Origin of the sequence: Pelagerythrobacter marinus (genome assembly GCF_034375205.1) — a bacterium.
Taxonomy (GTDB): domain Bacteria; phylum Pseudomonadota; class Alphaproteobacteria; order Sphingomonadales; family Sphingomonadaceae; genus Pelagerythrobacter; species Pelagerythrobacter marinus.
The window spans coordinates 45,727-63,497 of sequence record NZ_CP139719.1 but is presented as its reverse complement, the minus strand read 5'-3'; the positions used below and the strand labels follow the sequence as shown (position 1 = coordinate 63,497).

The 17,771-nt window shown below is 59.3% G+C and carries 21 protein-coding genes and 1 other annotated feature; of the genes, 16 read left to right on the top strand and 5 right to left on the bottom strand.

Going from position 1 to position 17,771, the window contains the following annotated elements:
- Positions 1–22 precede the first annotated feature (22 nt).
- From T8T98_RS00285 to T8T98_RS00255, 7 genes are all read left to right on the top strand, one after another.
- On the top strand, positions 23–295 hold the full coding sequence (locus T8T98_RS00285; protein ID WP_251104409.1) for a metal-sensitive transcriptional regulator: 273 nt from the start codon (positions 23–25) through the stop codon (positions 293–295).
- Positions 292–1,062, top strand: coding sequence for a glutaredoxin family protein (locus tag T8T98_RS00280; RefSeq protein WP_322295768.1), 771 nt, complete (start codon positions 292–294; stop codon positions 1,060–1,062). Before T8T98_RS00285 ends, T8T98_RS00280 begins: the two co-directional genes overlap by 4 nt.
- Positions 1,059–1,475, top strand: coding sequence for a potassium channel family protein (locus T8T98_RS00275; RefSeq protein WP_251104410.1), 417 nt, complete (start codon positions 1,059–1,061; stop codon positions 1,473–1,475). Before T8T98_RS00280 ends, T8T98_RS00275 begins: the two co-directional genes overlap by 4 nt.
- 2 nt (positions 1,476–1,477) lie before the next feature.
- Positions 1,478–2,071: a DUF305 domain-containing protein gene (locus tag T8T98_RS00270; protein ID WP_251104411.1), complete on the top strand. Its 594-nt coding sequence runs from the start codon at positions 1,478–1,480 to the stop codon at positions 2,069–2,071.
- The gene (locus tag T8T98_RS00265) at positions 2,068–2,556 is read left to right on the top strand and encodes a DUF6692 family protein (protein WP_251104412.1); all 489 of its coding nucleotides are present in this window, start codon (positions 2,068–2,070) and stop codon (positions 2,554–2,556) included. The genes T8T98_RS00270 and T8T98_RS00265 overlap by 4 nt, the downstream gene beginning before the upstream one ends.
- Positions 2,557–2,678: 122 nt before the next feature.
- Entirely contained in the window at positions 2,679–3,383 is a 705-nt protein-coding gene (locus T8T98_RS00260; RefSeq protein WP_251104413.1) for an NAD(P)-dependent oxidoreductase, read from the top strand.
- 43 nt (positions 3,384–3,426) lie between these two features.
- Positions 3,427–4,704, top strand: a complete 1,278-nt coding sequence (locus tag T8T98_RS00255; protein WP_251104414.1) for an MBL fold metallo-hydrolase — start codon at positions 3,427–3,429, stop codon at positions 4,702–4,704.
- Between the two features lie 36 nt (positions 4,705–4,740).
- Here T8T98_RS00255 and T8T98_RS00250 read toward each other — a convergent pair.
- From T8T98_RS00250 to T8T98_RS00235, 4 genes are all read right to left on the bottom strand, one after another.
- Positions 4,741–5,969, bottom strand: a protein-coding gene (locus T8T98_RS00250; protein WP_251104415.1) for an IS3 family transposase whose coding sequence is annotated in 2 segments (ribosomal slippage) — positions 4,741–5,681 and positions 5,681–5,969 — 1,230 coding nt in all. Because the reading frame shifts where the segments join, the coding sequence is not laid out codon by codon here.
- Positions 5,572–5,688 (bottom strand) — a sequence feature (AL1L pseudoknot). It overlaps the preceding gene by 117 nt.
- A 410-nt stretch (positions 5,970–6,379) precedes the next feature.
- The gene (locus T8T98_RS00245) at positions 6,380–7,042 is read right to left on the bottom strand and encodes a peroxiredoxin (protein WP_160767362.1); all 663 of its coding nucleotides are present in this window, start codon (positions 7,040–7,042) and stop codon (positions 6,380–6,382) included.
- Between the two features lie 136 nt (positions 7,043–7,178).
- Positions 7,179–9,743, bottom strand: a complete 2,565-nt coding sequence (locus T8T98_RS00240) for an NAD-dependent epimerase/dehydratase family protein (protein ID WP_251104416.1) — start codon at positions 9,741–9,743, stop codon at positions 7,179–7,181.
- 94 nt (positions 9,744–9,837) lie between these two features.
- Positions 9,838–10,281: a CBS domain-containing protein gene (locus tag T8T98_RS00235; protein WP_251104417.1), complete on the bottom strand. Its 444-nt coding sequence runs from the start codon at positions 10,279–10,281 to the stop codon at positions 9,838–9,840.
- A 383-nt stretch (positions 10,282–10,664) separates the two neighbouring features.
- On the opposite strand from T8T98_RS00235, the gene T8T98_RS00230 reads away from it, so the two are divergent.
- From T8T98_RS00230 to T8T98_RS00220, 4 genes are all read left to right on the top strand, one after another.
- Positions 10,665–10,937, top strand: a complete 273-nt coding sequence (locus T8T98_RS00230) for a hypothetical protein (RefSeq protein WP_251104418.1) — start codon at positions 10,665–10,667, stop codon at positions 10,935–10,937.
- A 24-nt stretch (positions 10,938–10,961) separates the two neighbouring features.
- Positions 10,962–11,297, top strand: coding sequence for a methyltransferase family protein (locus T8T98_RS16295; RefSeq protein ID WP_407675131.1), 336 nt, complete (start codon positions 10,962–10,964; stop codon positions 11,295–11,297).
- A 273-nt stretch (positions 11,298–11,570) separates the two neighbouring features.
- On the top strand, positions 11,571–13,040 hold the full coding sequence (locus tag T8T98_RS00225; protein ID WP_322295767.1) for a multicopper oxidase family protein: 1,470 nt from the start codon (positions 11,571–11,573) through the stop codon (positions 13,038–13,040).
- Between the two features lie 16 nt (positions 13,041–13,056).
- Entirely contained in the window at positions 13,057–13,467 is a 411-nt protein-coding gene (locus T8T98_RS00220; RefSeq protein WP_322295766.1) for a DUF411 domain-containing protein, read from the top strand.
- Between the two features lie 50 nt (positions 13,468–13,517).
- Here the strand turns inward: T8T98_RS00220 and T8T98_RS00215 are convergent, their stop codons facing one another.
- Positions 13,518–13,976, bottom strand: a complete 459-nt coding sequence (locus T8T98_RS00215; protein ID WP_251104421.1) for a Cu(I)-responsive transcriptional regulator — start codon at positions 13,974–13,976, stop codon at positions 13,518–13,520.
- 138 nt (positions 13,977–14,114) lie between these two features.
- On the opposite strand from T8T98_RS00215, the gene T8T98_RS00210 reads away from it, so the two are divergent.
- From T8T98_RS00210 to T8T98_RS00190, 5 genes are all read left to right on the top strand, one after another.
- Positions 14,115–14,381: a hypothetical protein gene (locus tag T8T98_RS00210; protein WP_251104422.1), complete on the top strand. Its 267-nt coding sequence runs from the start codon at positions 14,115–14,117 to the stop codon at positions 14,379–14,381.
- An 85-nt stretch (positions 14,382–14,466) separates the two neighbouring features.
- The gene (locus T8T98_RS00205) at positions 14,467–14,763 is read left to right on the top strand and encodes a hypothetical protein (protein ID WP_251104423.1); all 297 of its coding nucleotides are present in this window, start codon (positions 14,467–14,469) and stop codon (positions 14,761–14,763) included.
- Positions 14,764–14,884: 121 nt separating this feature from the next.
- Entirely contained in the window at positions 14,885–16,066 is a 1,182-nt protein-coding gene (locus tag T8T98_RS00200) for a permease (protein WP_251104424.1), read from the top strand.
- Complete coding sequence (locus T8T98_RS00195) at positions 16,063–16,422, top strand: hypothetical protein (protein ID WP_251104425.1); 360 nt, start codon at positions 16,063–16,065, stop codon at positions 16,420–16,422. Before T8T98_RS00200 ends, T8T98_RS00195 begins: the two co-directional genes overlap by 4 nt.
- A 134-nt stretch (positions 16,423–16,556) precedes the next feature.
- On the top strand, positions 16,557–17,771 hold the full coding sequence (locus T8T98_RS00190) for a TolC family protein (RefSeq protein ID WP_322295765.1): 1,215 nt from the start codon (positions 16,557–16,559) through the stop codon (positions 17,769–17,771).

The following is a 17,771-nucleotide window of genomic DNA, read 5'->3' as shown; positions in this document are numbered from 1 at the left end:
TTGCCGCAAAGAGGCGAATTTAATGCAGCATAACGTTGGGAAAATCGTGAACCGGTTGCGCCGCGTCGAAGGGCAGGTGCGCGGTGTTGCCCAGATGGTCGAGAATGATCGTTACTGCGTGGACATCCTGACCCAGATTCAGGCGGTCAAAGCCGCGCTGGGGCGAGCCGAAAGTGAGATTTTGAAGCGTCATGCGAACCTTTGCGTAGCCGAGGCGATCGCCAGCGGGGACGAGAACGAGCAACAGCAGAAGTTCAGCGAACTAGTCGACCTGTTCGAGAAAGCGAAAAGATGAAGAGGCGAACACCAAAACCGAAGATCGCAACCGTCTATCGCATGGTCATGCCCGACCATGTCTGTCCCTACGGGCTCAAGACCGTGGATCTGTTGAAGCGCGAAGGCTTCGAAATCGACGACCACCATCTCGAGACACGCGAACAAACCGACGCTTTCAAGGAAGAGCATGGCGTCGAGACCACGCCGCAGACCTTCATCGGCGGCGAGCGGATCGGCGGTTACGACGATCTGCGCGAGCAGCTCGGCAAGTCGGTGCAGAAGGAGGGCGAGACCAGCTACCAGCCGGTGATCGCGATCTTCGGCGTTGCATTCCTGCTCGGTCTGGCGATCAGCTGGTATGTGTTCGAGAGCATCTTCACCATCCAGGCGATCGAATGGTTCGTCAGCCTGTCGATGGCGCTGCTCGCCATCCAGAAGCTGCAGGATGTGCGTAGCTTCTCGACCATGTTCTTGAATTATGATCTGCTTGCCAGGCGTTGGGTTCGCTACGGATTTGTCTATCCATTCGGGGAGGCCTTGGCTGGCATCCTGATGGTCGCACATGCGTTGCCCATCATCTCCGTCCCGGTCTCGCTCTTCATCGGCACGGTCGGTGCGGTGAGCGTGTTCAAGGCGGTCTATGTCGACAAGCGTGAGCTTAAATGCGCCTGCGTCGGTGGAAACAGCAACGTGCCGCTCGGCTTCGTCTCGCTGACCGAGAACCTGTTCATGATCGGCATGGGCCTGTGGATGGGCGCGAAAGCTCTGGGCTGGATAGCCCTGTGATCGCGGCGCTCCTCCTCGGTTTCGCGCTGTTCGCGATCTCGCTCTACCTTCACATGTGGATGCTCCGAGGCGCGAAGGCGGTGTCTCCGCCGGGGCGGGATCCGCGGCACTTGCGCCTCCTTGCGGGCTCCAGCCTTGTTCTTCTTAGCCATTTGGTGATCGCCGGGATTTTCGCGGGCGGCATGTATCTCGCATCCGTTTGGGGCTTCGGCGGTCTGGAGAAGGACGTCATCGATAGCTGGATGGATTATTACTATTTCGCGCTGATCACGATCTCAACCGTGGGGCTCGGAGACATCCTTCCCGCCGGCCACATGCGGGCCATCTCTGGGATTGCCGCCCTCACCGGATTCCTCATGATCAGCTGTACCGCCCAATATGTATATCAAACCATGAGCAAGCAGGAGGATTGAAGATGCAACAAGACAAACATTCCGATCATGCGAAAGGAGGGGGCGGCAACTACTGGCGGTTTATGGCCATGGTCTCGACCTCCACCGTTCTCATGTTCTTTCTCATGTATGCGAACGCATACGATGCCGATCATTTCTTCTGGAGCGAGACGCGCTTCTGGATGATGTTCGTCATGGGCGCGATGATGATGGTGGTCATGCTGCTCTTCATGTGGGGCATGTACAAGGACCGCATGAAAAACTTCATAATTTTAGGCGTGGCCGCGGTAGTATTTGCGCTCGCCCTGTGGCTGGTACGCAGTCAGACGACGATCGATGACGAAGAATATATGGCCGCGATGATCCCGCACCACTCGATCGCGATCATGACCAGCGAACGGGCGCATATTCGTGATCCACGCGTTCGCAAGCTCGCGCATGACATCATCCTCGCCCAGCGCCGCGAGATCGCGCAGATGAAATATCTGATCGAGGACATCGAGGAAAACGGCGTAAGAACGACTGAACGGCTTCCCAATGGTCTGACGGCGCCAACTGCCGCAGCACCTCAGTCGGATGTGACGGAACCGCAAGCAAGCGAAGGAGAAGCGCAATGAAGAATTGGTCCGTCTTCGCGGTCGGAGTGGCTATCGCGCTTTCCGGCTGCAATCAGAACACTGCAATCGGAAATGACCGTGAAGCGCAGCTCGATCCCGCTCCGACGCCGGTCCCAATCGAACCGGCATCGCAGGCCTTACAAAATGTGGCGACGGCTATTGTGAAACCGGAAACTATGTCCGACGCTGACATCCAGGCCATAGGAGGAACCGCCGGTCGTTGCGTGTATCGGCTTACCGAAGTGGGGTTTCCAACGTTCGTTTATCAGCCTGACAGTGAAGCTTTCATCAAATTGAATGGCAAAATAATTCCTCTAAGCGCTGATGGACCCGACCGCTTTACGAGCGGGGAACTTCTGGTCACGACGAGGCTGATCGATGAAGAGGGTAATGCCGGCCTTCAAGCACAGGAAATCATCGTGGTGCCGCCCGGAGCCAAGGATGAACTTGGCTATCGCGGTTATGTCCGCTGCGACGATGCTTGAAAACCTTAAGGGGACGGCGGCTTCGATCGCCGTCCCCCGATGACAGCGGACATCCCCGATTCAACAGAGAGTGAAGAGAGTTCCGGCAGCACAGTTTGCTGTTGGAGGTGAAAGACTTCAGAATGAACGATACAGCACCCATTGCGGTCTTCGGTGCCGGAGGAAAGACCGGCACTGAAATACTGCGACATGCGGTCCGCGAGGGCATCGCGGTGCGAGCGTTCGAAAATTCCTTGCCCGAACCATCAGACCGGGTCGACAATGTCGAGTACTTCCAGTGCGACGTACTCAATGACGACTTCAGCAGCGAGCTCGAAGATTGTCGTGCGGTCATTTCCGCACTCGGTATAGGGTTTGGTCCATCGACGGCGATCGATCCGCCTCCGCTTTATACGGAGGGAACCCGCAAGCTGGTGGAAGCGATGTCGGCAACCGGCATTTCCCGGATCGTCGTGATATCGGCGGCGTTTGTAGAGCCGCAGCCCAGCGTTCCTGCATGGTTCGAGCTCACAGCAAGACCAGCCTTGCACAATATTCTCGAACAGATGCGCGCCATGGAAGACCTTCTGGAGCGCGCGGAAGGCCTGGAATGGACGGCAGCGCGACCGGGCTGGCTCCTCGACGAACCCTATACGGGTGAGGCCGTGATTACCGACGAGCGCCTTGCTGAGGGTTGCTTTCGCTGCAGGCACGCCGACCTCGCGGCAGCCATGCTCGAATTCGTCTGCGAGAACACCTGGATCAACGCCAAGCCCGCTATCGCCCGGCCAGAAGAAGACCGCTTCGAGAACGTCTCGGCGCTCAAGGCCGAACTCGGGATCGACTAGATCGATGCGGACTTGCGGAAACATTCCAACAACGAGGTAAGATATGCTGCTCGAGAAGATAAAGACCCCCGGCCTTTCGCACCTTTCCTATCTGATCGGTTCGCAGGGCAAAGCAGCGGTCATCGATCCGCGCCGCGACTGCGAGATATATGTCGAGCGAGCCCGCGCCGAAGGGCTGGAGATCACGCATATCTTCGAAACGCACAGGAATGAGGATCTCATCACGGGATCGCCGGTACTAGCCAAAATGACCGGTGCCCGGGTTCTGCACGGTCCAAACCCTGCGGATGAGGTTGTGTTCGCCGACACCGCGCGAGAGGGCGATGTTTTCGAGATCGGTAAGATCAGGGTCGAAGTGCTCGAAACCCCCGGTCACACCGACGATCATCTCGCCTTCGTCCTTCACGACGACGATTATCCCGAAGGACCGGTCGGCGTGTTCACCGGCGATGCGCTCTTCGTGGGCGACGTCGGACGCACCGATTTCTATCCCGAGCGCGCGCGGGAGGTCGCGGGCCTCCTGTACGATTCATTGCAAAAGATTTGCGCTCTGGGTGACCAGACGATCATCTACCCGGCGCACGGTGCCGGATCGGTTTGCGGGTCCGGAATGGCAGACCGGGAATTCTCCACAATCGGCCATGAGCGGCGCAACAACCCGCGGCTGCGCATTGCTGACCGCGACGAGTTCATCAAGGCGAAAGTAGCAGAGCATCATTACCAGCCACCCTATTTTCGGCTAATGGAGCGGCTCAATCTCGAAGGCGCCAATGCCGCGCCGCGAGTCATGCTGCCAAAGCATCTGGGGCTGGAAGACCTTGGCGAGAGCGGCGCCGATCACCTGGTCGATGTACGCGAGCCGCTCGCCTATGCCGCCGGTCATATGCAGGGTGCCGTGTGCCTTCCAGTGGGAATGATACCCGCCTTTGCCGGTTGGTTCATCAGCGAAGGCGACACGATAGCCCTAATCGCTTCCGAACAAGACGAGCTCGCTCAAGCTATGGCGCATTTGGTGCGCATTGGTCTCGATAATATTGTCGGCGGCTATGTCGGCGTGATCCCAGCCGCCGCACAGGGCAAAGCGATGCAAAGTATTGCCATGATCGACACCGAAGAAATCGCACGCAGGCTCGCTAAGGACAGCGAAGATTGGACCTTGCTCGACGTGCGCGCCCTTGACGAACGGCAGCAAGGCAGCATCGATGGATCCGAACATGTCTATGTCGGCGAGCTCAACACCCGCTGGAAAGAGCTCGATCGCGACCGTCATTACACCTTGATGTGCGCCAGCGGCATGAGGGCGAGCGTAGCAGCGGGCTGAACCGCCCCGGGATTGCCGGAGGCCGTTTGGTTTGAGTTATGCTGCCATGGGCCTGTCGTCCAGCATGGCGTAATATCGTTGTTCGGCTTCGGCGGGCGGGATGTTGCCGATCGGCTCGAGCAACCGCCTATTGTTGAACCAGTCGACCCATTCGAGGGTGGCGTATTCGACGGCTTCGAACGAGCGCCACGGCCCGCGCCGGTGGATCACCTCGGCCTTGTAGAGGCCGTTGATCGTCTCGGCCAAGGCGTTGTCGTAGCTGTCGCCAACGCTGCCGACCGAAGGTTCGATCCCTGCTTCGGCGAGCCGCTCGGTATACCTGATCGAGACATACTGGCTGCCGCGGTCGGAGTGGTGGACGAGACCACCCCGGTAGGCCGGTCTCCGCTCGTGGATCGCTTGTTCGAGAGCATCGAGCACGAAGCCGGCATGGGCCGTGCGGCTGACCCGCCAGCCAACGATGTAGCGGGCGTAGACGTCGATCACGAAGGCGACGTAGACGAACCCCGCCCAGGTCGCGACGTAGGTGAAGTCCGAGACCCACAGCATGTTCGGCGCCGGGGCATGGAACTGCCGGTCGACCAGATCGAGCGGACACGGCGCCGCCTTGTCGCTCTTCGTGGTCTTCACCGGCTTGCCCCGGATCACGCCCTGTAAGCCCATCTCCCGCATCAGCCGCTCCACCGTGCAGCGGGCAATGCCGAACCCTTCCCGCTGCATCTGCCGCCACACCTTGCGCGCGCCGTAGACGCCGAAGTTCTCGGCGAACACGCGCCGGACCTCGCCCTTCAATGCATCGTCGCGCCGGGCACGGGGCGACCGCCGCGAAGGATCGCGCCGCTGCGCTGCCCGCTCGCGGTAGGTGGATGGGGCGATCGGCAGAACCCGGCAGATCGGCTCGACCCCATACTCCTCGCGATGCTCATCAATGAAGCTGGTCATCGCCTGAACGGGCGGTCGAGCTCCGCCTGGGCAAAATATGCCGACGCCTTGCGCAGGATCTCGTTGGCCTGCCGCAGTTCGCGGTTCTCGCGTTCCAGCGCCTTCAGCCGGTCGGCCAGCTCGGTCGGAACCCCGGCGCGCTTGCCGCTGTCCACCTCGGCCTTCTTCACCCACTCCAGCAGCGTATAGGCCGAGCACCCGATCTTGGCCGCGATCGACCTCACCGCCGCCCAGCGCGATGAATGCTCGCTCTCATGATCGAGCACCATCCGCACCGCCCGCTCGCGAACCTCGGGTGAAAACTTGTTCGTCGTATTGCTCATAGGAGACCCGTCCTCTCAGGAGTTGGGGCCTCCGGCAATCCCGGGGCGGTTCAGTGTCCAAGCTCGGCGGGCACCGCAGTCCTTTGGCCAACATAGCCGCGCTCAACAGCTATTGTACCTGAAAGACGGAACCCCGCGCCAGGGTTGGGTCAAGCGCGGGGTTCCTGAACGGCCCCGGGACACCTGCGATCCGCAGGGTTCAGGGGGAGGTGGGGCCGCCATTCGATTAACGAGGAGAAAACCGATCGAGACCGGATTTGGTTTTACCGTACACCTAATCGCTTACGCTTCTTGCCAATCTATATATCGAACAGATAGATCCACTCGCAGGTGTGGCGACGCGCTCAAATCCTAGCATGAGCGTGCTATGTTCACGCCGACATGCAATTGCTGGCAACCTGCTCGCGCAATTAGTCGATCGGTTCTTGGATCACACGCAAATACGGTTTCTTTTCGTCCCAGCCATCGGGATATTTGGCTTTCGCATCTTCGTCCGACAAGGAAGGCGGAATGATCACGTCATCACCCTTCTGCCAATTAACCGGTGTCGCTACACCCTTGCGTTCGGTGAGTTGCACCGAGTCCAGCAGCCGGAGCACTTCATCGAAATTCCGCCCGCTGCTCATCGGATAAAGCAGCATGGCGCGAATTTTCTTGTCTGGCCCGATGATATAGACAGCGCGGACGGTGGCGTTATCGGCTGCGGTTCGCCCCTCCGCATTACCCGCTTCGTCGGCCGGCAGCATATTATAAAGCTTGGCGACCTGAAGGTCGCTGTCGCCGACCACGGGATAGTCGACCTTATTTCCACTCACCTCCTCGATATCGGGAAGCCAATCGCGATTATCCTGGCTGCTGTCGACCGAAAGGCCAATAATCTTGGTGTCGCGTTTGGCAAATTCCTCGCCAAGCCCGGCCATATAACCAAGCTCGGTCGTGCAAACCGGTGTAAATGCCTTGGGATGGGAAAAGAGGATTGCCCAGCTGTCACCCATCCAATCATGGAAGTGAATGTTTCCTTGTGTGGTCTGGGCTGTGAAATCGGGGGCTGTCGAGCCAATTGAAAGGGTCATGTAAAATACTCCTGCTTATCTTGTGGGTACTCAGGGCACATTTCTAGCGATGCTCTGAGAAGAATGCGGGTCCGACCTCGTCTTCATCCTGTTCCTAAAGGAAGAGCGCCAGATCCGCTTTGCTCGGGTCAACCGGTCATACGACAAACCGATCCCAGCCCGCATAATGCTCACCGCTTCGCTTACCGCGAGGCAGGCTCAGTCCGATCAAGAGCAGTCCGACCCCAACCGAGGCCACCGTTCCGGCAGCCGAAGCCCCCGCAAGGATGAATGGCGCTGCGACCAGCCAGGCACCGAACGCAGCGTTGATGAAGCGCAGGGCGCGCGCGACTTCTGCGGTTGCGATGATTGCCACCGTAATTACCAAAGCACCCACCACGTGATCGCTGTTGGCCATCGCCCCCTCGCTGCCAAGCGTGATCCTTGTCAGCATCAGCCAGGCTCCCAAAGCCGTGCTGGCCACCAGGGTCCAGGGGAAGGTCACGCCGCGCACCGTGTTGTTCCAGATCGAACGCGCGTCGGTCATATAGTCGGTATCGTCGATTTCACCGTTCGACACTGCGCCGCCCTTGAAGAAGGTGCGGACAAGCGGTTTGCCTTCCTTTTTCGACCAGTAGAGATACTGTCCCATGGCGATGACTTCATCGAGCGAGAACGGGATCATGATCAGCATCGCAAGCGCAGCAATCAGAGCCGGCGTACTCCACGTCCCGATCATTATCGGCTGAATGATCACGAAATATATACTGACCACACCGAGCGGAATGACCAGAATGCCGAAGAAGGTAACCATCCACGGCATCGTGCGCCAGCGCGTGCGGGTTCCCATGACCGCCATCAGGATCTCGAGCACATAGCTGACCGCTCCTAGTCCTGCATCCGGGATCGGCCACGCCTTGGATACATCCGAAGTGATGATTTCCTCGGTCCCGTTCTTGGGATCGGCGAGCGATCCGGAAAAAAACGGTTCCCACGCCACATCGATATGGCCAAGCTGGTAGGAGGTGAGCATGCGCGATATGAGAAGGCCGATGATGCCCATCGCCACGATCGGGAATCGCTGGGCATCGGTCGAGGGACTGTAGGTCCACCCGGGCGGGATGGACTTCTTGTCCATCATCCCTTCCATGCTCATGCCGGGCATCATTGGCACCAGCACCGAAAATGCGATCGCCAATGTACCGACCAGGAGATTGGTCAGATATTGGGCCGCGCTCGGACTCCAGAAGAACAAGGGCGCGAAAAGCAGCCAGATGCCGACAAAGGCCGTCGCCCACTGCCCAAACCAAGCGGTGCGCTTCGAAAGCGACATCGCGCCGAAGATCATCAGTGCGATCCCGCTCAGCATATCGCTTAGGGCAAGAGCGTTGGCTCGCCATTCGATCGACGGCAAACCCCGCTCGAGAGTGACCGCTACGACCGAAGCACGCGCAGTATCGGCGGATACGACGTCATAGACACCAGGACTCGCAGCAAGCCACAGGCCGAGCCCGATGACAGCAAACTGCGTCCAGCGGGTACCGCGCTGGGGGCCGTCCATGTCGTGCATGTCGCCGTCCATCCGGTGCCCATCATGAGCCATATCGGTGTCATGCGATTGAAGTCGCGCCGGTTCGGCCTTCGCTGCATCCGAACTCTTTGGATGCCAGGCCACGCGGGACGTGTTCAGCTTGTTCGTTTCGTACCAGTCCTGCGGGTCAGCTTTCAACGCGTCGATGATGGTTGGAAGCGTTTCGCGGAGCGAATGCTCCGGCTCCCATCCCAGCAGTTTCCGGGCACGGGAAATATCGAGAATGTAGTGAGCATTGGCGTCATCGACCATCCATTGCTTGACGAATCCGTCATGACCGAGGACCTCTTCCTCGATCCACGTGCCCAGCTTCGCCACGCTCTTCGGGATGCGCATGGTCTTCCATTCCTTGCCATGGATCTGGCAATGGACGATGTCCTGAATTTCGGCATAGCCCAACGTCTCGGGCTCTCCAACGAGAATGGGCGTCTCACCCTTGAGATCGTTCCGGCGCGCGACGGTCTGCTCGACCGCCTTCGTCAGATCGTCAAGATGCAGCGCCGACTGCGCAGCGCACAACATACCGGGATATAGATGGGCCGACACACGATGCTCATAAACGCCGGCAATCTGTTCCGCGAGAAAGGCGGAGTGACCCTCATCGTCGTAAACCCCGGCGAACCGCAAAAACACCACCGGAATGTCGCCACGGTTCTTGCGCAGCACGTGCTCCGCATCCGCCTTCGACTGCGGGTAGGGCCAAGTCGGCCCGAGCGGGCTTGATTCGTCGATACGCTGGTCCGGCAGCGGTTTGGGCTCGTGCACGAGCATTGAGCTCGCGTAGACGAACTGCCCGATGTTGAAATCCCTGAGCGCCGTGATCAGTCGCCGAGAACCTTCGACATTGACCTTCTCGTAGAGGGGGTTGGGTTCGCCGGTGATATCGAAGTAGGCAGCCAGATGTATACAGGCAGCAAGCTCGTTTCCGAAGTCCTCCCGGACGTTTTCGAGAGCAGTCCGCACCGATGCGTCATCGCCAAGATCAATGCGATAGGAGGCCGCGAGATCCGGATTGTCCTCTGCGGGAGAGCGGTCGAGGCCCACCAGTCGATATGTCCGGCCGAGGCGCTTCGTCAACGCGCGGCCAATATACCCGTTCGCGCCAGTGATTAGAACAATCGGCCTGTCCATGGGAGAACCCTCGATTTCATTGCGGCAAATGTCTCCGCTGCGGTCCGGAGCGGGCAGCAGCCGCCCTTATGGGGCGGCTGCCGGATCGTCCCTTCTAGCAGCAGCCCGAGGACTTCTCGTCTGCACTCGATCGCGAGATTTCCTGCACGAGGTCGGCAGTCTTCACATCGCTTCCGGTTCGGGCTATGTCGGCCTGTGACACCATCCCGCAGCATTTCCCGTCATCGTCGATGACCGGTACGCGGCGGACCTGGCTGTTTTCCATGGACGCCAGGCAATCCTCCAGAGAAGTATCGGGCGTGACACTTACGACCGACCGGGTCATCACGTCTCCCACGTGGGTCTCCGCCGGCATGCCTTCGGCCACCGCGCGGCAGCACACGTCGCGATCGGTAATGACGCCGACAAGACCACCATCATCGTCGACAACCGGGATTTCGCCACAGTCATTGTCGACCATGAGTTTGGCCGCTTCCTGCAGGCTTTGGTCTTCCTTGCAGCATGCCGGATCGCTGGTCATTATTTCGCTGATTTTCATCTTTCTCTCCAAAGGTTCTAGTTTGCGTTCGATGGAAAGCCATTTCTGCGAAACAAACGCTGGAGAATGGCTCGCCTCGTCGACTCGGCGAGTTCTGCGAACCTGGTGCCTGCCATCGTTGGAAGGTCAAGAGCCGGCTGCAAGAACCTTGTCTTGCAACACCCGGCCGCCAGCTTGGTTTCCTGCCCGAGAAGCTGAAAAGTGAGGCTAGCGCTTGTTGCTTCGAGCCGATCGAGCCATTCACTCGGACCGATCCCCGATCACGCTTGACCTTCCAACGATGGCAAACGGCACCTTCATGCCGAAACAAATCGAGCCCGGCTTCTCACATTGCTCGTTTGGGTGCAGGCGAATTGGAGGCAGTTAAACGAAGGGAGAGATCGATGGCCTGGGGTATCGCCGCAGTGATGATCGTGATCGTGTCGTGGATCTTTTACCGGTATTTCGCGCCGAGCGGCTGGCGGGAATGGACCGGCGCAGGGCTCGTCCAAGCCTTCATAATCGCTCTTTATGCCGAGATGTTCGGTTTCCCATTGACCGTCTATCTTCTCATTCGATCATTCGGAATCGATCGGGAATATGTCAGCGCCAATTTGTGGTCGACGCTCGTCGGGCTGGGGGAAACAGGCATGCTGCTATCGATGCTGGTCGGCTAATCGCTGGCGATCATCGGGGTGGGTATGTTCATTCACGGGTGGCGAGCCGTCTACAAGGCACGCCGCGAGAGCCGGCTTGTCACCGAGGGACTATATCGGTTCGTCCGCCATCCGCAGTATATTGGGCTCTTCCTCGCTCTCTTCGGGGAAGGCGTTGTACACTGGCCCACGATCTTCTCCGTCGGCCTGTTCCCAGTCATCGTGCTTGCCTACTACTTTCTGGCGCGGAAGGAAGAAGGTGAAATGATCCGAAAGTTCGGTGAAGAGTACCGGAGGTATATGAGGAGAGTTCCAATGCTGGTCCCACATCCTCGTCGTTGGAACGAAATGGCTCAAAATTCGCAGCAGCCGAAGACATGAGCGGGTCATGCCAACCAATCGAAACCGAATGTATGACCGGAATGCCATCGCCGAGGTCTCCGAGCGAGTAAGTCGAGACCGCGCCCCGCTCCGTCATCGGACTGCGCCAGCATCGCCGTCCTTCATCGGCCAAAGCTAACGTGTCTTCCGCCGCGCCTCCAACGGAAATAGCGAAGCGGCCTTGACCTTCCCATGATGGGAGGGGCTACATTGTCAATCGAACGACAATCTGGCGCTGCGGAGATGCTCTCTATGCAATCAAAAGAATCACGAGTGACGCGCCGCGCGGTCCTCGCCGGTTCCGGTGCTCTGGCCATTGGCGGCGGATTGGCCGCCGTTCTGGGAGCCGGAGGTCGAACGCCGGTGGGTGCCAGCACAACCGCCGGACGCCGCGTCCTCAAGGCCGCAACGACCAGCGGGCCACTCGTCGGCGAAGCCTCTCAAATACCGGTGTGGGGTTATAATGGCTCGGTACCGGGTCCTGCTCTCAGGGTTGGGCAGGGAGAGGCCTTCGAGGTCCTGCTGGAAAACGCTCTGGATGAGGAGACAACCATCCATTGGCACGGCGTTCGTGTTCCCAACGCGATGGATGGCGTTCCCCACCTCACCCAGCCCCCCGTGGAGCCCGGCGAAAGGTTCAGATATGCCTTTACGCCGGAGGATGCGGGCACTTTCTGGTACCATCCCCATCAGCGCAGCTTCGAGCAGGTCGGTCGCGGCCTCTACGGACCGCTCATTATCGAAGAGGCAGATCCGCCGCAGGTCGATCGCGACCTCGTCTGGATGCTCGACGACTGGAGGCTCAATGACCAGGGGCAAATAAGTGGAGGGTTCGGCAGTCGGCATGATGCGATGATGGCAGGCCGGATCGGCAACACGATCACTATCAACGGAAAGCCGGCGGCACCACTGATCGCGAGGCCGAATGAGCGGATCAGGCTGCGGCTCGTGAACGCTGCCAATGCCCGCATCTTCGGGCTCGATTTCGGTGAGCTCGATCCGATGGTCGTCGCGCTCGACGGCCAGCCCGTCGAGCCTCACCGCCTAAGCGCGCCCCTGCTTCTCGGGCCGGCAATGCGGGCGGATCTGATCGTCGATTTCGATTATCCCGCCGGGACCCGGCATTCACTGCGCGATCTGTTCTATGATGGACTGGAATACGAACTCACCACATTCGAGTGTCAGGGCAAAGAGGTCAGGGAAAGACGTCTGCCCGACCCAGCGCCGCTGCCCCCTAACCCTCTCGCCGAACCCGAACTGGCAACGGCCGAGCGTCACCGGATCATATTCGGTGGCGGGATGATGGGCATGATGGGGCGAACAGCCAGCGGCTTTGACGCGAGAAACGAACAACGAACCGGCTCCGGCATGATGATGGGGCGGATGGGAGGTCCGGGAATGATGTCCGGAGGAATGATGGGCTGGACCGTCAACGGTGTTTCGGCGAGCGGCCATGTTCACGATCCGATTATTTCCGCCGCGCGAGGAACCACGCTTCTCCTCGACATGACCAATGAGACTGCGTGGTGGCACCCGATCCACCTGCATGGCCACAGTTTCCGTGTCTTGTCGCGCAATGGACAGCCGACACGATATCGCGAGTGGCAGGATACCGTGCTCATGGCGCCCGAAGAGCGCGTCGAGATCGCATTCGTAGCGGACAACCCGGGCGACTGGATGTTCCATTGCCATATTCTCGAACACCAGGCCGCAGGAATGATGGCCACCATTCGAGTTAACTGAAAGAAAGGAAAAACTGATGCGTTTGTTACCCAAGGTCCTGATGTCGTTTTCGGCCCTCGCGCTGCTGTCCTCGGCCGCGGCGGCACAGGAAGCAAGACCGTTTGCCACGATCTTCAAGAACCCTCAGTGCGGTTGCTGTGAGAGCTACGGCGACTATCTCGAAGCCAGCGGATATGAGGTGAAGATGGTCGCGACCCACGACCTCGCCCTAATCAAGGAACGCCAGGGTGTGCCCGCCGGGCTCGAGGGATGCCATACGATGCTCATCGGCGGCTACTTCGTCGATGGACATGTGCCGGCCGACAGCGTTGACCGCCTGCTGGAGGAACGTCCGCGAATTTCAGGCATCACGCTTCCCGGCATGCCTGCAGGTTCGCCGGGCATGGGCGGTGCCAAGACAGGCACGTGGACGATTACGGGCGTATGAGCGGATGGTACCACGAGCGTCTTTGCGCGATACTGAGCACAGTTCGAAGCCTAGCAAACGCGCTCGAAGCCGAACTTGTGCCCAACGTCCTTGGGGCGGGCCGGATTGGCATCGTCCGCGAGGTCCTTGAGGATGGGACAGTCGGGACGTTGATCATTCGTGCAGGTCTCGAAAAGATGTTCGAGCGCGTCTATCATCGAATGGATTTCGGCAGCCTTTGACCGCAGGGCCGCAAGATGGCCATCCGCCACTCGGCGCACGTCCTTGCTAGCGCGGGTGTCGTTTTTCCATAAATCGAGCAGTTCGGAAATATCGTCGACCGAGAAGCCCAGATTGCGGGCGCGCCGCACAAACCGGAGCGTATGAATATCCGCCGGAGTGTAGAGGCGGTACCCGGCATCGGTCCGGTCCGCCGCCTCGATCAAACCGATCTTTTCATAATGTCGGATCATCTTGGCAGAGACACCGCTCGCTGCGGCCGCCTCGCCGATCGTGTGTGAATGTTTCATGCGGGGCCTTTAACATTCCAATGATGGGAATGCAAGCTGGCTGGCTCAGAGCCGAAAAATTCTGTCCAAACCGCTTGACCTTCCAATGATGGGAAGCCCTATCTTGTGTCTATCGATTGATGCGATGAAGGATAAGACATGACTATTCCGTCGTCCCGAGCCCTGGTGCCGGTTGCTGCCACTGCCGAGCGTTCGAGTAATGGCGCGGAAGCCTCTTGTTCTGCCGGGATAGGCCGGCGGCGCAAGTGGATGCTCGCCCTTGGTGTCGTTCTGGCATTGGCCGCGCTGGCGCTTGGCTCGATATGGCTGGGCTTCGCAGCGATTCTTCCGTTTCTTTACGTACTGCCCTGCCTGGCAATGGTCGCCATGTGCATGCGCAAGAGCGGAACATCGACCGGATCCTAAAAATCGGTGCCGACTTCGCTCTTGCGCCGAAGAATAATGGGCGACGCGGAGCCAAAGGCATCAATAATTTGAAAGGAAAGATGAAATGAACACTCTTAAAATGACCGCGATCGGCGTACTCGCGACGGTTGGCCTCGCAACGACGGCCGTCGCGCAGCCCAAGGTCGATGCCCGTCCCGACAGAACCCAAACGGCGCAGGAACAGCAACGCGGTGAAATGCGGGGCGGAATGCAAGGCGATATGAGCGGGATGGAGATGTCCGGCATGATGGCCATGATGAACGATCCGGAGATGCGCGCCGAAATGATGGAAATGATGCGCAACTGCAATGAAATGATGAAGAAGAAGCGCGAGCAGATGGCTCAAAGCGAAGCAGGCTGAGACCCTAGCCTCTGGTATGTCCGGCGCTTTAACCAGTCCCCCCCACCTGCCCCGCATTAATCTGCGGGGCAGGTTTTGCGCCTGTCCGATCGCCTGACCCGAACGGCAAGTGAAAATGCTCATGGACAATGTACTCCTGGCTTTCGAGACCGGTGCCGGAATGCTTTGGAAGGCTCTCTGGGCGCTGGTGTTCGGGTATATCATTTCCGCCGGGATACAGGTGCTCGTCCGGCGCGAGCAGATGGCGAGGGCTCTCGGAGAGCGCACGCCGGCGAAGGCAGCACTCGCGGGTTTTTTCGGTTTTATTTCATCGTCGTGCTCATTTGCAGCGCTCGCGGCATCACGATCGGTCTTCGCAAAAGGAGCGCATCCGGCCAATGCCGTTGCCTTTCTCATCGCGTCTACCAACCTCGTCATAGAACTCGGGATCGTGCTCTGGGTGCTCGTCGGCTGGCGCTTTACGCTCGGCAACTTTCTTCTTGGCCTCTTCATGATGATCTACGCCTACTTGCTAACCTCGCTTTTGCTGCCGAGAAAGCTTGCCGAAGGGGCCCGCGATCATGCCGAAACACAGATGAGCGCGGAGAATGCTGACGAAGAAGAGGAGGGTGGTGAGAATCGCTCGTGGAAGGAACAGCTCCGGTCGAGCGCGGGTTGGAACGCGATTGCCAGCGCTTTCGTCAAAGAGTGGAAGATGGTCTGGAAGGAACTGCTTTTCGGGTTTACCATGGCCGGCTTCATCACGGTATTCGTGCCGCAGAGCTTCTGGAACGCGATCTTTTTAATCGGCGGAGCAACCGATAGCGCCGATCCCGGATTCCTGATCGTGCTCGAGAACGCTCTCGTCGCTCCGGTGGTCGCCTTTTTCACCTTCATCGGTTCGATGGGCAATATCCCGCTAGCGGCGATGCTGTGGTCCAAGAATGCGAGCTTCGGCGGCGTCATGTCCTTCCTGGGTGCGGACCTCGTCGCGGCGACCGTTATCTGGGTTCACGCCAAATACTATGGCTGGCGGTACGCGCTGACACTCTCGGCGCTGCTTTACATTTCGATGGTCGCCGCGGGTATCTCGGTGCACTATTTCTTCAAGTTCGCCGGGCTCATTCCGGACGCGCGTCCTCCGGTGGAAGAGATGGTGGCTTTTGCGATCGACTACACTTTCTTCCTCAATCTGGCGTTCCTTGTCGTAGCCGCCATGCTGTTCTTGCTCCATCGGCGAACAAACAAAGCCGCACTGCGCGAACATTCGAGCAAAAATCATGGGGGCTTGCCCAGTTCCGCAGAGGATCGTAGGAAAAAATGATGGGGATATTGCGATCTCTCAGCGTTCTTTTGATTGCTTGCGGACTGTTCGTCCAAACGGCGGCTTACGCCTCAGTTCGCCCCGAAGTCCCGATCGCGATTGACAGCCCTTGCGATGAAATGCGCATGATGCCCGGATCGATAATGCCTGACGATACTGATCCGGCACCGTGCGAGAATATGCGCCTCGATTGTCTGGTTGCACTGGGATGTATTTCCCCGCTGATCATGCCTGCCAGGGATGTCGCACCGCTCGCGAGAATCTTGGCCGAGCCGCTGTTCCCTGAGTTCGCGGCGTTCTCGCTGGCCATAGCCGGGCGCGGACCCGAACCGCCACCTCCGCAAGCGCGCTCCTAACATTCGCATTGGGGTGTGGATCCCCATGCGACTGATGCATGCCAGCCAGCCCTGCGTATTGGGGTGGGCTTGCAGTACGAGCTTGCGCAACCAGTGCGGCTTTTTGCGGAGTTTAAATTATGAAACGATTGTGCTTGACCGCACTTCCGGTTCTGCTGGCTGTCGCGCCGGCGAGTTATGCCCAATCGGTGGGCTATGAAGAAACTTTAGAGGCTGCGGTCAGCGGCCAGCCCCAGGTTCGCACCAGCGAATTGCGGCTCGACGCCCGGCGTGAGATCGCCGATGCGGCTGACGAATTGCCCGATCCGCAATTGCGCGGAGGCATTCGCAACCTCCCCGTGACGGGGCCGGACATTCTTGATCCCACGATGATGACCATGGTCGAGATCGGGATCGAGCAGGACTTTCCCAACCTTGCCGAACGGCGTGCCCGCGCTGGCATCGCTTCTGCGGATATCGATTTTGCTTCGGCCCAGCTGGCTCATGCGCGGCACATGGCACGACTGGGCGCTGGACGCGCATGGATTTCGCTTGCCTATGCCCAGCGCGCGGATCTGGTCGTTGGCGAAGCACTAGACGAAATCGAACGTCTCGTACCCCTCGCGCGCAGTTCGGTTGCGGCGGGTACAGCACGGCCCGGCGAAAGCCTCGAGATCCGCCGAGCCGTCCTTGAAGTGGAAGACGCCCGAACTCGGATTGAGGCCGAGCGCGAAGCCGCGCAGGCTCGTCTCGCCCGATTTATTGGCGCCGAGAATGCGGTCGCTTCGGGCGAAATTCCACCGGTTGATATCCAGGCCGAGCGGCTGCGGGCTACGCTGGAATACAACCCGGAGATTATTCTGGCGGCAGCTCAAGTCCGTCAGGCGGACGCAGCAATCGACCTCGCGCGGTCGGACTTGCGCCCGGATTTTAGCGTTGGGGTCAGTTACGGCGTAAGGGAGCGCCAATATGGCGATCTGTTTTCCGTCATGGGAACGGTCACTTTGCCGCTGTTCAGCAAGAAAAGGCAGGAGCCGCGCATTGCTGCGGCGCAGTCGGAAGCGGCTGCGGCACGTGAGGCGCAGCTCGACGAGCTGCGCGCACTCGAAGCGCAATTCGAGGCTGATCTGGCCGCCTGGCGCAGCGCCTACCGACAATGGCAGCGCGCGACTGAGGAATTGCTTCCATTGGCCGAAAGCCGAGCCGAACTCGAACGAGCCAGCTTTGCGGCGGGCAGAGCGGAACTGCTCGACGTGATCGAAGCCATCAAGGCGCTGGCGCTGCTTCGCATCGATATCCTCGAACGCGAGGAAGCGACCGTCGAAGCTGCCGCCAACCTGCGACTGACATACAGGGAATATGACCAATGA

Bases quoted from the DNA above. Each gene is read 5' to 3' on its own strand.
- T8T98_RS00285 (WP_251104409.1), top strand. From the start codon at position 23: ATGCAGCATAACGTTGGGAAAATCGTGAACCGGTTGCGCCGCGTCGAA.
- T8T98_RS00280 (WP_322295768.1), top strand. From the start codon at position 292: ATGAAGAGGCGAACACCAAAACCGAAGATCGCAACCGTCTATCGCATG.
- T8T98_RS00270 (WP_251104411.1), top strand. From the start codon at position 1,478: ATGCAACAAGACAAACATTCCGATCATGCGAAAGGAGGGGGCGGCAAC.
- T8T98_RS00265 (WP_251104412.1), top strand. From the start codon at position 2,068: ATGAAGAATTGGTCCGTCTTCGCGGTCGGAGTGGCTATCGCGCTTTCC.
- T8T98_RS00260 (WP_251104413.1), top strand. From the start codon at position 2,679: ATGAACGATACAGCACCCATTGCGGTCTTCGGTGCCGGAGGAAAGACC.
- T8T98_RS00255 (WP_251104414.1), top strand. From the start codon at position 3,427: ATGCTGCTCGAGAAGATAAAGACCCCCGGCCTTTCGCACCTTTCCTAT.
- T8T98_RS00245 (WP_160767362.1), bottom strand. From the start codon at position 7,042: ATGACCCTTTCAATTGGCTCGACAGCCCCCGATTTCACAGCCCAGACC.
- T8T98_RS00240 (WP_251104416.1), bottom strand. From the start codon at position 9,743: ATGGACAGGCCGATTGTTCTAATCACTGGCGCGAACGGGTATATTGGC.
- T8T98_RS00235 (WP_251104417.1), bottom strand. From the start codon at position 10,281: ATGAAAATCAGCGAAATAATGACCAGCGATCCGGCATGCTGCAAGGAA.
- T8T98_RS00230 (WP_251104418.1), top strand. From the start codon at position 10,665: ATGGCCTGGGGTATCGCCGCAGTGATGATCGTGATCGTGTCGTGGATC.
- T8T98_RS16295 (WP_407675131.1), top strand. From the start codon at position 10,962: ATGTTCATTCACGGGTGGCGAGCCGTCTACAAGGCACGCCGCGAGAGC.
- T8T98_RS00220 (WP_322295766.1), top strand. From the start codon at position 13,057: ATGCGTTTGTTACCCAAGGTCCTGATGTCGTTTTCGGCCCTCGCGCTG.
- T8T98_RS00215 (WP_251104421.1), bottom strand. From the start codon at position 13,976: ATGAAACATTCACACACGATCGGCGAGGCGGCCGCAGCGAGCGGTGTC.
- T8T98_RS00210 (WP_251104422.1), top strand. From the start codon at position 14,115: ATGACTATTCCGTCGTCCCGAGCCCTGGTGCCGGTTGCTGCCACTGCC.
- T8T98_RS00205 (WP_251104423.1), top strand. From the start codon at position 14,467: ATGAACACTCTTAAAATGACCGCGATCGGCGTACTCGCGACGGTTGGC.
- T8T98_RS00200 (WP_251104424.1), top strand. From the start codon at position 14,885: ATGGACAATGTACTCCTGGCTTTCGAGACCGGTGCCGGAATGCTTTGG.
- T8T98_RS00195 (WP_251104425.1), top strand. From the start codon at position 16,063: ATGATGGGGATATTGCGATCTCTCAGCGTTCTTTTGATTGCTTGCGGA.